Raw genomic sequence first — 14,874 nt, forward strand, 5'->3', positions numbered from 1 at the left:
TTCTACCCATAGAAATGAATCACTCTTCGGGTAGAATTTTTTGGGGTTTTAAAGCACGTCCGAATACCATTAAAATGAAAGGCTAAAACATACATTATGGATATCGTTCTTATCATTCTTTCCGCTTTATGTTTGCTCATCGGATTGGGCGGGTGTATACTTCCGGCACTTCCGGGTACTCCGATTTCGTACGTAGGATTATTGTTGCTTCATTTTACCGACCGCGTACAGTTTACTACCACCGAACTGTTGGTTTGGTTAGGACTGGTTGCGGTTTCACAACTGATTGATTACATCATCCCCATGCTGGGCAGCAAATACAGCGGAGGTTCGAAATGGGGAAGCTGGGGCTCGTTTTGGGGAGGCATAGCCGGACTGTTCTTCCTGCCGTGGGGAATCGTATTGGGTCCGTTCCTCGGGGCGGTTATCGGCGAACTGCTGGGCGACAAGGACTTGAAACAGGCTTTAAAATCCGGGATAGGTTCTTTACTCGGTTTCTTGTTCGGAACCGTTCTCAAGGTTGCCCTGTGTATCTACTTCTTTGTTCAGTTTTTCACAGCCATCTGGTAATTATCCCGCCACTTTCTCAAAAACGAATTTGGAAGTTAATAATATTCTTGTTTCCTTTGTAAAAAATATCAAAGCTAAAATCAATGAAGATTAGATTCTTACTATTCATCGGCTTGTTGACAAGTACGACACTGTACGGACAGCAAGCTGATTCTACTTTTACATACAGCGTAGAATTAGGAGCCACAGCAGGAAACGGAACGTATGCCCCTTTATGGTTTACCGCTAACCGATACGGACTGTCGAGCGTAGAGCCTAATTCGGGATACCTGCGGGCGGGCGTAGCATACGACAAGTCATTAAAGTATGACTGGCGAATACAAGCGGGATTCGATTTGGCGGGTTCTGTCAACCACACCAAGAACGTACACATCCAGCAAATATATGCCGACTTTTCATGGAAAATGCTTACATTAAGTATCGGTAGAAAAGAACGTCAGGGATTTCCGCTGGAAAAGAATGCGGCGCTGAGCAGCGGCATGATGGTAGAAGGCATGAACGCTCTATCTGTTCCGCAAGTGAGAGGAGAAATAAAAAATTATCTGAATATACCCGGAACTAAGGGTTGGCTGGCTTTTAAGGGACACATCGCTTATGGCTCGTTCGCCGAAAACGACTGGCAGGAAGATTTCGTTGCTCCGGGACAATACTTCGTAAAAAACGTACTTTACCACAGTAAATCGCTGATGTTCCGCTTGGGAAATAAAGAAAAGTTCCCGCTGGAATTTGAGTTCGGCATCCTGATGGATACGCAATTCGGAGGCAGTCGTTACCGGAAACTGTCTGACGGCTCGAATGAGTTTGTGTTAGACATGCCCAACAATTTGAAAGCCTATTGGAAAGCATTCTTCCCTCAAACGGGAGGCAGTGATGTTCCGTTGGGAGAGCAGGTCAACGTGGAAGGAAATATGTTGGGTAGCTGGAACTTTGCACTAAATTACTACGTGGGCGACTGGCGGTTCAGGGCTTATCTGGAACATTATTTTGAAGACCAATCGCAAATGTTTTGGGAGTACGGACGCTGGAAAGACGGACAGATAGGACTGGAAATCACACTGCCTAAAAACCGCTGGGTCAGCAGCATCGTGTGGGAAGGACTCTGTACGAAAGACCAGTCGGGCCCTATCTTATACGACGGCAGTCACGGATGGGAATCTACTACCGACCAGATAAGCGCGAGCGACAATTATTATAACCACTACCTGTACGGGGGGTGGCAATACATGGGCATGGGCATGGGAAATCCTTTGCTGTACGGTCCTCTGTATAACAAAGACGGAAGCATCTCTTTTAAAAGCAATCGCGTAAGAGCAAATCATTTGGGCATAGGAGGAAATCCTTCCGATGAATGGAACTACCGGATACTCATCTCGTTTGCCCGCCATTGGGGAACATACGGCAATCCGTTAGACAAGCAGCGCAAGCAGTTCAGTTCGCTTTACGAAGCTACTTATACCCCGAAATGGATAGACGGCTGGAGCGCATCGGTAGCTTTGGGTATCGACCGCGGAAATTATCTGGGAAACTCTACGGGGGGAATGCTTACCATCAAGAAAACAGGCGTAATATTTTAATTTAAAAGAATACAAGAGTCATGAAAACGAAACATATCGGATTCATTTTATTCATAACTACCCTATTCATCCTAAGCAGTTGCAAGAAAGAGCCGATAAACAGAGACATTGAAGGTTTTTGGCAACTGACGGAATTTACTACAACGAGCGATGAGAAAGTGCATCCTTGCGAACGCATTTATTACAGCATCCAGCTCCAGATAGCCGAGCTTTCAGAAAAAGGCGGTTCGTTAGGCTTGCCTACCCTCAAAGGATTATATCGGTATGACGAAGCTCTGAACCGGATTACGATAAACCAATTATACTACCAAAGCGGAGGCACCGGAGATTTTTCCACGCCCGACACCGATATGCTGAATGGCTATGGACTTAACTCTGCCAACACGGAATTTGAGGTGATAAAAGCCGATGGAAAAAACTTGGTTATCCGGTCTGATTACGCAACACTAACATTAAGAAGATTCTAAAATACTACATTGTTATATGAAAAAGATAGCTTTAATCACGGGTATTACCGGACAAGACGGCTCTTATCTGGCTGAATTTTTAATTGAAAAAGGCTATGAGGTACACGGCATTCTGCGCCGGTCTTCTTCATTCAACACCGGACGCATCGAACATTTATACTTAGATGAGTGGGTGCGCGACATGAAACGAAGCCGACTGGTAAATTTACATTGGGGGGATATGACCGACTCAAGCTCGTTAATCCGCATCATCCGGGAAACCCAGCCTACCGAAATCTATAATCTGGCTGCCCAAAGCCACGTAAAAGTATCGTTCGACGTTCCTGAATATACAGCAGAAACCGACGCGGTAGGTACGCTAAGACTGCTGGAGGCTGTGCGTATCTGCGGACTGGAGAAAACATGCAGAATCTATCAAGCTTCTACATCCGAACTGTTTGGCAAAGTGCAGGAAATCCCGCAAAAAGAAACAACGCCGTTTTATCCGCGCTCACCCTACGGAGTGGCTAAGCAATACGGCTTCTGGATTACAAAGAACTACCGTGAAAGCTATGGCATGTTTGCAGTAAACGGTATTCTGTTTAACCACGAAAGTGAACGCCGGGGAGAGACGTTCGTAACGCGAAAAATCACGCTGGCAGCGGCACGCATCAAGCAGGGCTATCAGGACAAGTTGTATCTGGGAAACCTGAACGCACAACGCGACTGGGGATATGCCAAAGATTATGTGGAATGTATGTGGCTCATCCTGCAACACGACACACCGGAAGATTTCGTTATCGCAACCGGGGAAATGCATACGGTACGCGAGTTTTGCACATTGGCTTTCCATTATTTGGGTATCGAACTTAAATGGGAAGGAGAAGGCGTAAACGAGAAAGGCATTGATACGGCAACCGGACGCATATTGGTGGAAGTAGATCCCAAGTATTTCCGTCCGTGCGAAGTAGAACAGTTGTTGGGCGACCCTACCAAAGCCAAAACGCTCTTGGGATGGAATCCGACCAAAACATCGTTCGCCGACTTGGTTAAAATCATGGTAGAACACGACATGGCGTTTGTAAAGAAACTACATGCCAAGATGAATTAAGCCGAAGAACACAGTCCCTATTATCACGAAAATACGATTATCATGCTAAGCAAATCGACAAAAATATATGTGGCAGGACATCATGGATTGGTGGGTTCTGCCATTTGGAACAACCTCAAACAGAGAGGATACGACAATTTGGTGGGCCGCTCGCACAAAGAGCTTGATTTGCTCGACCCCGTTGCCGTACGCGCCTTTTTCGATGCGGAACAACCCGAAGCCGTGGTACTGGCTGCTGCACACGTGGGAGGCATCATGGCCAACCTGCAATACCGTGCAGATTTCATTTACCAAAACCTGCAAATCCAGCAAAACGTCATCGGGGAAAGTTTCCGCCACGGCGTTAAAAAGCTGCTTTTCCTCGGAAGCACGTGTATTTATCCGCGTGAGGCTACCCAGCCGATGCGTGAAGATGTGCTTCTTACTTCCCCGCTGGAATATACCAACGAGCCTTACGCCATCGCCAAGATAGCCGGACTGAAGATGTGTGAGAGCTTTAACCTGCAATATGGTACGAACTATATTGCGGTCATGCCTACCAATCTGTACGGGCCGAATGACAATTTCCATCTGGAAAACAGCCATGTGCTCCCTGCCATGATACGCAAAATCTATCTTGCCAAATGCTTGAACGAAGGTAACTGGGAGGCAGTGCGCAAAGACATCGACCTGCGTCCGGTAGAGGGAGTAAACGGAAGCAATACAGAGGCCGAGATTCTTGAAAAACTTGCCCGATTCGGCATTGCGCCCTACGCCGTTACGCTGTGGGGCACGGGAAAACCCTTGCGCGAATTCCTTTGGAGCGAGGAGATGGCAGACGCAAGCGTACACGTATTGCTGAACGTGGATTTCAAAGACACTTACAAAGAAGGTGAACGCGAGATACGAAACTGTCACATCAACGTAGGAACAGGCAAGGAACTGAGCATCCGCGAGCTGGCAGAAAAAATAGTAAAGGAGATCGGATTCAAAGGAGAGTTACGCTGGGATGCTTCGAAACCCGACGGAACCCTGCGCAAGCTCACCGACGTAACCAAGCTGCACGAGCTGGGATGGCATCATAAAATAGAAATCGACGAGGGGATTCATCGCTTGTATGAGTGGTATCTGAAAGGTATTTGTATCAATCATCAGACAATCTGACTTTTACGCAATGGATAACCAACATTGGTATGTATTTTACGTACGGATGCACCATGAGAAGAAAGCGGCAGAGAAGTTGGCCAACTTGGGAGTAACCTATTACCTGCCCGTACAAGAAGTAACCCGCCAGTGGAGCGACCGCAAAAAGAAACTGAAAATCGTTGTCATTCCGATGATGATATTCGTAAAAGCCGACGAGGTAAAGCGGGTTGAGTTACTGAGAGACATCCCTGCCCTAACGGGGCGTCTGATAGACCGTACTACCGGACATCCTGCCATTATTCGCGACGATGAGATGAAACGCTTCATGTTCATGCTGGATTATTCGGAAGAAGCCGTACATTTCATCGGCGAACCTTTACAGCCGGGCACGAACATAGAGGTAGTGAAAGGTCCGCTGAGCGGATTGCGGGGCGAATTGCTTGAGCAGAACGGAAAGTCGCACGTCGTGATACGCATCTCCCAACTGGGCTGTGCATCCATCGAAATGCCCGTGGGGTATGTCAAAAAAGAGCAATCTCCCCAATAAACAATCTTAAAAAAACAGAGCGGACAACACTCCTTTTCATGCCGCTGAAGCCATCATTCCGAACTTATTTAAACCATTATCCTGCTTGGTCAGGAGCCTGAAAAAACACTACCCATAGGACGAGCCTGTTCTATGGGTAGAACAGGGCAATTCATCCGCTTGCGATGACCAACGCTAACGGTTGCGTTACACGCAAACGAAAAACAATTCCGAAGAGACTACATTTTGCTGCACAGATTCGTTTGTTTCGTCATTTTTTTATATGTTTGCACTCAAACCAGAAACAAATAATATGAAAAACTACGACATGTACTTACATCCGGAAATGGAGACTTTAACCCGTCCGGAAATAGAAAGACTTCAGTTGGAGAGGCTGCAAAAAACGCTTCGCCAGTGTATGCGCTCTCCTTTCTATAAACGACGGTTCGACGAAATAGGTTTAACGCCCGATGACATCCGCTCGCTGGACGACCTGACAAAAATTCCGTTCACTACCAAACAAGACCTGCGCGACAATTATCCTTTCGGATTGTCTGCCGTCCCGTTGGAACAGGTGGTGCGCCTGCATTCATCAAGTGGAACCACGGGCACGCCTACCGTTATCCTGCATACGCAACACGACTTGGACGAATGGGCAAACGCAGTGGCGCGCTGTCTTTACATGGTGGGACTGCGCAAGGGAGATATTTTCCAAAACTCGTCGGGCTACGGCATGTTTACCGGCGGACTAGGCTTCCAGTATGGCGCCGAACGCTTGGGGATGCTTACCGTTCCAGCTGCTGCGGGCAACACCAAACGGCAGATTAAGTTCATCACCGACTTCGGAACCACTGCCCTCCATGCCATCCCCAGCTATGCCGGACGCTTATATGAGGTAATGGAAGAAATGGGTATCGACCCGCGCCGCGACACCCGACTGAAAACGCTTATCATCGGTGCGGAACCGCACTCAGACGAACAACGCCGGCGCATAGAAAACATGCTGGGAGTAAAAGCCTATAACTCGTTCGGCATGTCAGAGATGTGTGGTCCGGGTGTGGCTTTCGAGTGTCTGGAGCAAAACGGACTCCACATTTGGGAGGACTATTACATCGTGGAGATAGTAGACCCGCAAACGCTGGAACCAGTTCCCGAAGGAGAGGTAGGCGAACTGGTGCTGACTACCATCAACCGCGAAGCAATGCCGCTGCTGCGTTACCGCACGAGAGACCTTACGCGCATCCTGCCCGGCGAATGTCCGTGCGGCCGCCATCACAAACGCCTCGACCGGATGAAGGGACGGAGTGACGATATGATTATCCTGAAAGGAGTAAACATCTTCCCGATTCAGATAGAAAACATCCTGATGCAGTTCAAAGAACTGGGTAACGAGTATCTTATCACTCTCACCAACCTTGAAGCCAATGACGAGATGACCGTAGAGGTAGAACTGAACGACTTTACCGACGATTATGGATTCTTGCAAAGGCTGACCAAAGAAATTACCCGACAGCTGAAAGACGAAATCTTAATCACGCCGCGTGTGAAGTTAGTCTCGAAAGGCAGTCTGCCGAAACAAGAAGGCAAGGCGGTGCGCGTGAAAGATTTACGAAAGACTTTAATCTGACGGCAGGAAACACAAATAAAAGAATCTTTAAACTTCAGAGAATTATGACCATCCATCAATTATCCGTATTTGTAGAAAACAAATCGGGAACACTGCTGCAAGTGCTTGAGCTATTGAAAGAAGCCAATATCCAGCTCATAGCCTCTACCATTTCCGATACTGTGGAATATGGCATTTACCGCATCATCTGTTCGGAGCCGATGCGTGCCTATGAGACATTAAAGAATGCCGGTATATCGGCTAACCTTTCCGATGTATTTGCCATCACCCTCGATAACCAGCCCGGACGGGCGGCAGACGCCATACGCAGTTTCACACGTGCGGACATAGGTATTTCTTACCTCTACTCGTTTTTACTGGCAGGGAAAGGCATACTCGTATTCCGCACAGACAATACCGAAAAGACACGGCAAGTCATCCTGAGTGACGGACTAAGCTACGTGGAAGAAAAGGATTTGATAAAAATGGTTTAACGGAAAGTGATATGCTTATTGCTCATAAAGTTAACCGCGCCGTAAACAAAAAGCCCGAGGAACTGGGCAAGGTATTCGTTACAATGAAACAGTTCGACTAACATTAAGAGGAATAGGAATTGTGCGCTGTATGACATGGCAAAAGCACAAGCAAAGAATAGCATCTGATGCCAGATGCTATTCTTTTTTGTATCTTGCTCTATCGGAAATATCCAATATTTGCACCACACGAAATTATGAACTTGAGCCACCACATACGCCACGATGTTTGCCGTAATATAGTCCTCGCCTTCAATGTGCATCATCAGCCATACCACAATGGCAGTAATGATGGCATTCAGCGTACCTACTACCGCAAAGCGGAATATACGTACAGGTTCTTTCATTCGTGTATTTGCAATTACTCTTTAATATCAATTTTCAGGTTCAGTTCATCCAACTGTTTTTGGTCGAGGAATCCCGGAGCGTCTAACATCACGTCGCGTCCTGAGTTGTTTTTCGGGAATGCAATGCAGTCGCGAATTGAATCCAAACCGGCAAACAAGGATACCCAACGGTCAAGCCCGTAAGCCAATCCTCCGTGAGGAGGCGCACCAAATTTGAACGCATTCATCAGGAATCCGAACTGTTCTTGTGCCTTTTCGGGTGTGAAGCCCAATATCTCGAACATCTTTGCCTGAAGTTCCGAGTCGTGAATACGAATAGAACCACCACCAACTTCCACTCCATTGATAACCATATCGTAAGCATCTGCACGGACAGCCGCCGGATTGGTATCCAACAACGGAATATCTTCGTCTTTCGGATGAGTAAACGGATGATGCATAGCCATCAGTCTGCCTTCTTCTTCGCTCCATTCAAACATCGGGAAGTCAACCACCCACAGACAAGCAAAAGTATTCTTGTCGCGCAAGCCGAGCTGATTACCCATTTCCAAACGCAATTCACAAAGCTGCTTGCGCGTCTTCATGGCATCGTCTCCGCTTAATATCAGAATCAAATCGCCGGGCTTAGCACCAAATGCTTCTTTCATTTGCTGCAATACTTCTTGCGAATAGAACTTGTCTACGCTCGATTTTACATTGCCATCGGCTTCTATGCGGGCATATACCATACCTTTCGCACCAATCTGAGGACGTTTTACAAATTCCGTCAGTTGGTCGAGTTGTTTACGGGTATAGTGCGCAGCTCCTTCGGCACAGATACCTCCGATGTAAGCAGCATTGTCGAACACAGAGAATCCATGTCCTTTCATGATATCCATCAGTTCAACGAACTTCATGCCGAAACGCAAATCAGGTTTGTCGCTACCGTAATATTTCATAGCGTCTGCCCACGGCATCCTCAAGAACGGCTCTGTCAATTCCACGCCACGGAGTTCTTTAAACAGATGTTTAGCCATTCCTTCGAACATCTGAATGATGTCTTCCTGTTCTACGAAACTCATTTCGCAGTCTATCTGTGTAAATTCCGGCTGGCGGTCGGCACGTAAATCTTCATCGCGGAAACATTTTACGATTTGGAAGTAACGGTCGAAACCTGAAACCATCAACAGCTGCTTCAAGGTCTGCGGAGACTGAGGCAAGGCGTAGAACTGTCCCGGATTCATGCGAGAAGGCACAACAAAGTCGCGCGCACCTTCCGGTGTCGAACCGATAAGCATCGGGGTTTCTACTTCCAAGAATCCTTTACTGTCAAGATAGCGACGCACCTCCATCGTCATCCGGTGACGAAGTTCAAGGTTCTTACGCACAGCCGTACGGCGCAAATCCAAATAACGATACTTCATACGGAGGTCATCACCACCGTCGGTATTGTCTTCGATGGTGAAAGGAGGCGTTTGAGCGGTGTTCAGAACGTTCAGTTCCGATACAATAATCTCAATTTCACCCGTAGGTAGATTCTGGTTCTTGCTGGAACGTTCGCTCACTGTTCCCTGTACCTGAATCACAAATTCACGTCCCAAATGGTTCGCACGTTCACACAGAGCGGCATTCACTTCAGTATTAAACACCAACTGGGTAATGCCATAACGGTCTCGGAGGTCGACGAAAGTCATCCCCCCCATTTTGCGTGTACGCTGTACCCATCCGGCCAGCGTCACATTTTTTCCTGCATCGGTAAGTCTTAACTCACCGCAAGTATGACTTCTGAACATATCTTTATATATGAATGTTAAATTTTATCTATTTTTTATTGAACGGCAAAGGTAGCACTTGTTTTTGATTTATGCAACTGCGTTTTCGCTTAGTCGGCGAATAAAGTACAGACTTCTGCCCGACTGACTTTTATCAGGTCTGCCGGCGCAATCTTCACTTGAAGTCCACGAATCCCTGCACTCACATAAATGAATGGAAAATCATTACATGTGTGGTGGATGTAAGTAGGAAAATGTTTTTTCATGCCGATGGGCGAACAGCCGCCACGGATATATCCCGTCAGCGGAAGCAATTCTTTCATCGGTATCAAATCACATTTTTTATTGCCGGATACCTTCGCTGCCAACTTTAAATCAACTTCATGCTCACCCGGTATCACACAAACGAAATATCCGGATTTATCACCGTGGAGAACGAGGGTTTTAAACACTTGTTCGATGTTTTCGTTCAGGCTTGCCGCCACATGCACGCAACTCAAATCGTTCTCGTCTACTTCGTAGGGCACCAGCTCGTAGCTGATTTTATCTTTGTCTAACAAACGTGCCGCGTTTGTTTTGGCTATTTTTTCTTTTGCCATTTTTCTCTATAATAATATATATGTATAAGACTGCATGGTCAGAGACCAAGTTCTTCTTTGATAAATTTCGAGGTATAGCCTTTACCGGAAAGGGCTACTTCTTCCGGCGTACCGTGTGCAAGAAGCATTCCGCCGTCTTTTCCTCCTTCCGGTCCCATGTCAATAATATAATCTGCCATCTTTATCACATCCAGATTATGCTCGATAACGATTACCGTATTCCCCTTGTCTACCAGCCTTTCAAGCACGGTCATCAATACGCGGATGTCTTCAAAGTGAAGTCCTGTGGTCGGTTCGTCAAGAATATAGACCGTTTTCCCCGTGTCGCGTTTGGCAAGTTCGGTAGCCAACTTCACACGCTGGCTCTCTCCACCCGAAAGAGTGGTTGAAGGTTGCCCTAACTTGATATACCCCAACCCCACTTCCTGCAATACTTTTATCTTGTTCAATATCTGCGGAACATTATCGAAAAATTCCACGGCGAGGTTGATGGTCATATCAAGTACATCGGCTATGGATTTTCCTTTATATCTTACCTCCAGCGTTTCGCGGTTATAACGCTTGCCGTGACACACTTCGCAGGGCACCAACACGTCGGGCAGGAAGTTCATTTCGATGGTCTTATAGCCGTTTCCTCCACATGCCTCGCAGCGTCCGCCCGAAACATTGAATGAGAAACGTCCCGGCTTATAACCGCGAATCTTCGCTTCCGGGAGTCCTACGAACAGGTTGCGGATGTCGGAAAACACGCCTGTATAAGTAGCGGGATTGGAACGAGGGGTACGCCCCAGCGGAGATTGGTCTACATTCACCACCTTATCAATGTACTCCAGTCCTTCCACAGCATCGTAAGGCAGAGGGTCTTGCAGCGAGCGATAGAAGTGTTGCGACAAGATGGGTTGCAAGGTATCATTTATCAGTGTCGACTTTCCACTGCCCGAAACCCCCGTCACGCAAATCAGTTTGCCCAACGGGAACTCTACATCCACCCCTTTCAGGTTATTGCCTCTTGCCCCGCGCAGCCACAACGATTTGCCGTTGCCCTTACGCCGCTCGGCAGGCAATTCTATCTTCATCTTCCCGTTCAGGTATTGCGAGGTCAGGGTATCGGTTTTCAACATTTCTCCGGGCGTACCGGCAAATACCACTTCGCCGCCCAGTCTGCCTGCTTTCGGCCCCATATCCACGATGTAATCGGCGGCAAGCATCATGTCTTTGTCATGCTCTACCACGATTACCGAATTGCCCAAGTCGCGCAGTTCTTTCAGCGAGTTTATCAGACGGATATTATCGCGCTGGTGCAGTCCGATGCTCGGCTCGTCGAGGATATAAAGCACGTTCACCAGTTGCGAACCGATCTGGGTAGCCAAGCGAATGCGCTGGCTCTCTCCGCCCGAAAGACTGACCGACGAACGGTTCAGCGACAAGTAATCAAGCCCAACGTCGAGCAGGAATTTCAGTCGCGTACGGATTTCTTTCAGTATCTCTTCGGCTATCCGCCGCTGTTTTTCTTCCAAATGAGGCTCCACGTGAAGCAGCCATTCATACAGTTCGCTTACGTCCATCGTAGCCAACTGGTAGATGTTTTTATCGTGAATCCGGAAGTAGAGGGCTTCTTTGTTCAGACGCGCACCCTTACACTCCGGACAAACGTCGGTTTTCGCAAACTGTTCTGCCCACTTTTGCGCAGTGGCAGAAGCATCTTTCTCCTGCATCATCTGGATATATTTCACGATGCCTTCGTAAGCCACAAAATAATCAGAAGATGAATGGAGCAAAGAGCCTTTTATCTTCAAACGCTCGTCGCACCCATACAGAATTTCATTGATGACATCCTCCGGCAGTTGGTCGACCGGTGTTTTCAGCGTAAACTCATAACGCTCTAACAGCGCGTCTATCTGCCAAAATATCATAACGCTCCGGTATTTCCCCAGCGGAGCGATGGCGCCTTCGTAAATCGACAGCGAACGGTCGGGGATTACCTTATCCACATCAATCTGATTAACGTAACCCAGCCCTTTACAGCGCGGACAAGCTCCCTGCGGCGAGTTGAACGAAAAATTATGAGGCGCAGGCTCTTTATACGACAAGCCCGTAACGGGACACATCAGGCGTTTGCTGTAATGACGCACGCTTTCTGTCTGCGCGTCCAGTATCATCAGCAGCCCGTCGCCCTGCCTCATCGCCGTTTCCACGCTTTGCTTCAGCCGTTTTTCTTCCTTTTCAGTCACCACCGTTTTATCTATCACCACTTCGATGTCGTGATTCTTATAACGGTCGAGCTTCATCCCGTGGACTATCTCTTTTATTTCGCCGTCTACACGCACGTACAAATATCCTTTCTTGCGCACCTGCTCAAAGAGTTCTTTGTAGTGTCCCTTGCGGGTACGCACCAACGGCGCCAATATATAGATTCGTTTCCCCTTGTAATCTTTACGGATGAGGTCTAATATCTGTTCTTCGGTATATTTCACCATCTTCTCGCCCGACAGATACGAATAGGCTGTTCCGGCACGAGCGAAAAGCAAACGCAGGTAATCGTAAATTTCGGTGGTGGTACCTACGGTAGAACGCGGATTCTTGTTCGTGGTTTTCTGTTCGATGGAAATAACCGGACTTAATCCGGTGATTTTATCCACGTCCGGACGCTCCATTCCTCCCAAGAAATTACGGGCATAAGCCGAGAAAGTTTCGATATACCTCCGCTGTCCTTCCGCAAAAATCGTATCGAAAGCCAACGACGATTTCCCGCTTCCGCTCAGCCCCGTTATCACGGTAAGGCTGTTTCGTGGAATCTCTACATCTATATTTTTCAAATTATGTACACGTGCGCCCAGCACACTGATTGTTTCTTTATCGTCTGTCATGCGTTCTTTTTAACCGGGTAAATAACATCTTTGCAAAACTACTGAAAAAATCTATTCGTCGGTAAAATTCCACCGACAAATTCCCATATTCACACATCCGTTGCTTCGGAAAACCACCCCTTCGGCTTCAAGCAGGTTTCTTTGTTCCTCCCAGTGCGGAGCCGTCCGCCCGACACTGTTTACCACACGGTGGCAAGGAAGCCCGGACGAAGCAGGCGCATCGCGCAACACGCGCCCTACCATGCGCGCATGGCGAGGATAACCCGCCAGTTGCGCCACCTGCCCGTAAGTGATAACCTTACCGCAAGGAACAGCCATTACTACCGCATAAACACCCCGACGAAACTCGTCAAAACGCAACCGCATGTTTTGCATAACACAACCGCATATCTTCGACCATTCTAACGCATGTGTAACAGGTTTCTATTCGGAGTGTTTTCAGGCGTTATTTACCGACTTTGTGTTCGGCAAAAAGACAGCGATAACACCCAGCAAAGGCAGCCATGTACTGATGCGGAAAATAAACTCGATACTGGTCTTATCTGCCAACCATCCGAAAAAGGCAGAACCGATTCCTCCCAGCCCGAACATCAGTCCGAAAAACACACCTGCAATCATTCCTACCTTATCGGGTTTCAAGTCGGTGGCATACACTACAATGGCTGAAAAAGCCGATGAAATAATCAGTCCGATAAGGATAGCCACAACGAGCGTCCAAAACAAATTCAGGTAAGGCAATGCCAGCGTAAACGGAGCAGCGCCGAGGATGGAGAACAAAATCACATACTTTCGCCCGTAACGGTCTCCCATAAATCCTCCGAGGAGTGTTCCTGCGGCGAATGCCGCCAAATAAGCGAAAAGACAAAACTGCGACTGCTGTACCGTGAGTCCGAATTTCTCAATCAGGAAAAACGTAAAGTAACTTGTCATGCAGGCATTAAAGAAATATTTCGAGAATATCATGATTACCAGTATAGCCAACGCCCAGCGTATGCGGCTTTCCGACAAATTGCAAGCCACCGTCTGCCGCGCACGCTTCAACGCTCCCGCGCTGGCGAGCATCAGGCTATACCAACTTCCCACCCTCACCAAGATGGCAGAGGCAAGCAATGCCGCTACCGCAAACCATCCCACGGCATGTTGGCCATAAGGAAGGATGATCAACGCAGCCAACAGCGGACCGATGGCACTGCCTCCATTCCCCCCTACCTGAAAGATGGACTGAGCCAGACTTTTCCGTCCGCCCGATGCCATCTGTGCCACCCGTGAAGCCTCCGGATGAAATACCGAGGAACCGCAACCGATAATCGCAACGGCAAAAAGGATGGTAAAAAAATGAGACGAAAAAGCCAGACACAACAAGCCAACCAGCGTAAAACACATCCCGGCAGACAATGAGTAAGGCTGCGGATGCTTGTCGGCATAACGGCCCACAAAGGGTTGGAAAATAGAAGAAGTTAATTGAAAGACCAATGTAATAACACCTATCTGGGCAAACGTCAGTCCCAAGTTATCCTTTAAAATGGGGTACATCGCCGGAATGACCGACTGAATCATGTCATTCAACAAATGACAGAAACCTACCGCAAACAATATCGCATACGTAGTTTCCGCTTTAACATGCGGATGCCCTTTCAGTTTATTAAAAATATTTTCCATCTTTATTTAGTTTCCATTATTAACGTTTCTTCCGATAAACCGCTGTCTGAAAGACATCAATTCAAGCAAAATTCATCCCATAAAATTGCGGATGCGAAAGTAAGGCTTTTCCCCGTAAGAACAATCGGAAGAGCACAAATTTAACAAAAGGGTTGTTTTA

Annotated in this window: 14 protein-coding genes; 8 read left to right on the top strand and 6 right to left on the bottom strand. The window is 47.6% G+C overall.

Translation table 11 applies throughout. From position 1 onward, the window contains the following. Positions 1-93: 93 nt before the first annotated feature. From M3085_RS10845 to M3085_RS10880, 8 genes are all read left to right on the top strand, one after another. On the top strand, positions 94-570 hold the full coding sequence (locus M3085_RS10845) for a DUF456 domain-containing protein (RefSeq protein ID WP_178256228.1): 477 nt from the start codon (positions 94-96) through the stop codon (positions 568-570). Positions 571-653: 83 nt separating this feature from the next. Beyond that, positions 654-2,144, top strand: a complete 1,491-nt coding sequence (locus tag M3085_RS10850; protein WP_249052994.1) for a capsule assembly Wzi family protein — start codon at positions 654-656, stop codon at positions 2,142-2,144. Between the two features lie 20 nt (positions 2,145-2,164). Next, positions 2,165-2,611: a lipocalin-like domain-containing protein gene (locus tag M3085_RS10855; protein ID WP_178256209.1), complete on the top strand. Its 447-nt coding sequence runs from the start codon at positions 2,165-2,167 to the stop codon at positions 2,609-2,611. A gap of 16 nt (positions 2,612-2,627) precedes the next feature. Beyond that, entirely contained in the window at positions 2,628-3,701 is a 1,074-nt protein-coding gene (gmd, locus tag M3085_RS10860; RefSeq protein WP_178256210.1) for a GDP-mannose 4,6-dehydratase, read from the top strand. A gap of 42 nt (positions 3,702-3,743) precedes the next feature. Then, positions 3,744-4,844 carry a GDP-L-fucose synthase family protein gene (locus tag M3085_RS10865; RefSeq protein ID WP_249052995.1) on the top strand — a complete coding sequence of 367 codons (1,101 nt, stop codon included), beginning with the start codon at positions 3,744-3,746 and terminating at the stop codon, positions 4,842-4,844. Between the two features lie 10 nt (positions 4,845-4,854). Beyond that, positions 4,855-5,373 carry a UpxY family transcription antiterminator gene (locus M3085_RS10870; protein WP_249052996.1) on the top strand — a complete coding sequence of 173 codons (519 nt, stop codon included), beginning with the start codon at positions 4,855-4,857 and terminating at the stop codon, positions 5,371-5,373. 307 nt (positions 5,374-5,680) lie between these two features. Further along, on the top strand, positions 5,681-6,979 hold the full coding sequence (locus tag M3085_RS10875; RefSeq protein WP_178256229.1) for a phenylacetate--CoA ligase family protein: 1,299 nt from the start codon (positions 5,681-5,683) through the stop codon (positions 6,977-6,979). Positions 6,980-7,023: 44 nt separating this feature from the next. Beyond that, positions 7,024-7,452: an amino acid-binding protein gene (locus tag M3085_RS10880; RefSeq protein WP_178256212.1), complete on the top strand. Its 429-nt coding sequence runs from the start codon at positions 7,024-7,026 to the stop codon at positions 7,450-7,452. Here M3085_RS10880 and M3085_RS10885 read toward each other — a convergent pair. The 6 genes from M3085_RS10885 to M3085_RS10910 form a co-directional block, all read right to left on the bottom strand. Then, on the bottom strand, positions 7,449-7,838 hold the full coding sequence (locus M3085_RS10885; RefSeq protein ID WP_178256213.1) for a GtrA family protein: 390 nt from the start codon (positions 7,836-7,838) through the stop codon (positions 7,449-7,451). The genes M3085_RS10880 and M3085_RS10885 overlap by 4 nt on opposite strands. A 14-nt stretch (positions 7,839-7,852) precedes the next feature. Beyond that, entirely contained in the window at positions 7,853-9,610 is a 1,758-nt protein-coding gene (aspS, locus tag M3085_RS10890; RefSeq protein ID WP_178256214.1) for an aspartate--tRNA ligase, read from the bottom strand. Positions 9,611-9,699: 89 nt separating this feature from the next. Then, entirely contained in the window at positions 9,700-10,188 is a 489-nt protein-coding gene (gene ybaK / locus M3085_RS10895; protein ID WP_191709246.1) for a Cys-tRNA(Pro) deacylase, read from the bottom strand. 38 nt (positions 10,189-10,226) lie between these two features. After that, the gene (gene uvrA, locus M3085_RS10900) at positions 10,227-13,055 is read right to left on the bottom strand and encodes an excinuclease ABC subunit UvrA (RefSeq protein WP_249052997.1); all 2,829 of its coding nucleotides are present in this window, start codon (positions 13,053-13,055) and stop codon (positions 10,227-10,229) included. Between the two features lie 51 nt (positions 13,056-13,106). Next, complete coding sequence (locus tag M3085_RS10905) at positions 13,107-13,421, bottom strand: MGMT family protein (protein WP_178256230.1); 315 nt, start codon at positions 13,419-13,421, stop codon at positions 13,107-13,109. A gap of 72 nt (positions 13,422-13,493) precedes the next feature. Beyond that, a complete protein-coding gene (locus tag M3085_RS10910) occupies positions 13,494-14,714 on the bottom strand; it encodes an MFS transporter (RefSeq protein WP_191709244.1) in 1,221 nt (406 codons plus the stop codon). Positions 14,715-14,874 lie beyond the last annotated feature (160 nt).

It is taken from the genome of Bacteroides caecicola (assembly GCF_023337095.1).
Lineage (GTDB): Bacteria > Bacteroidota > Bacteroidia > Bacteroidales > Bacteroidaceae > Phocaeicola > Phocaeicola gallinarum.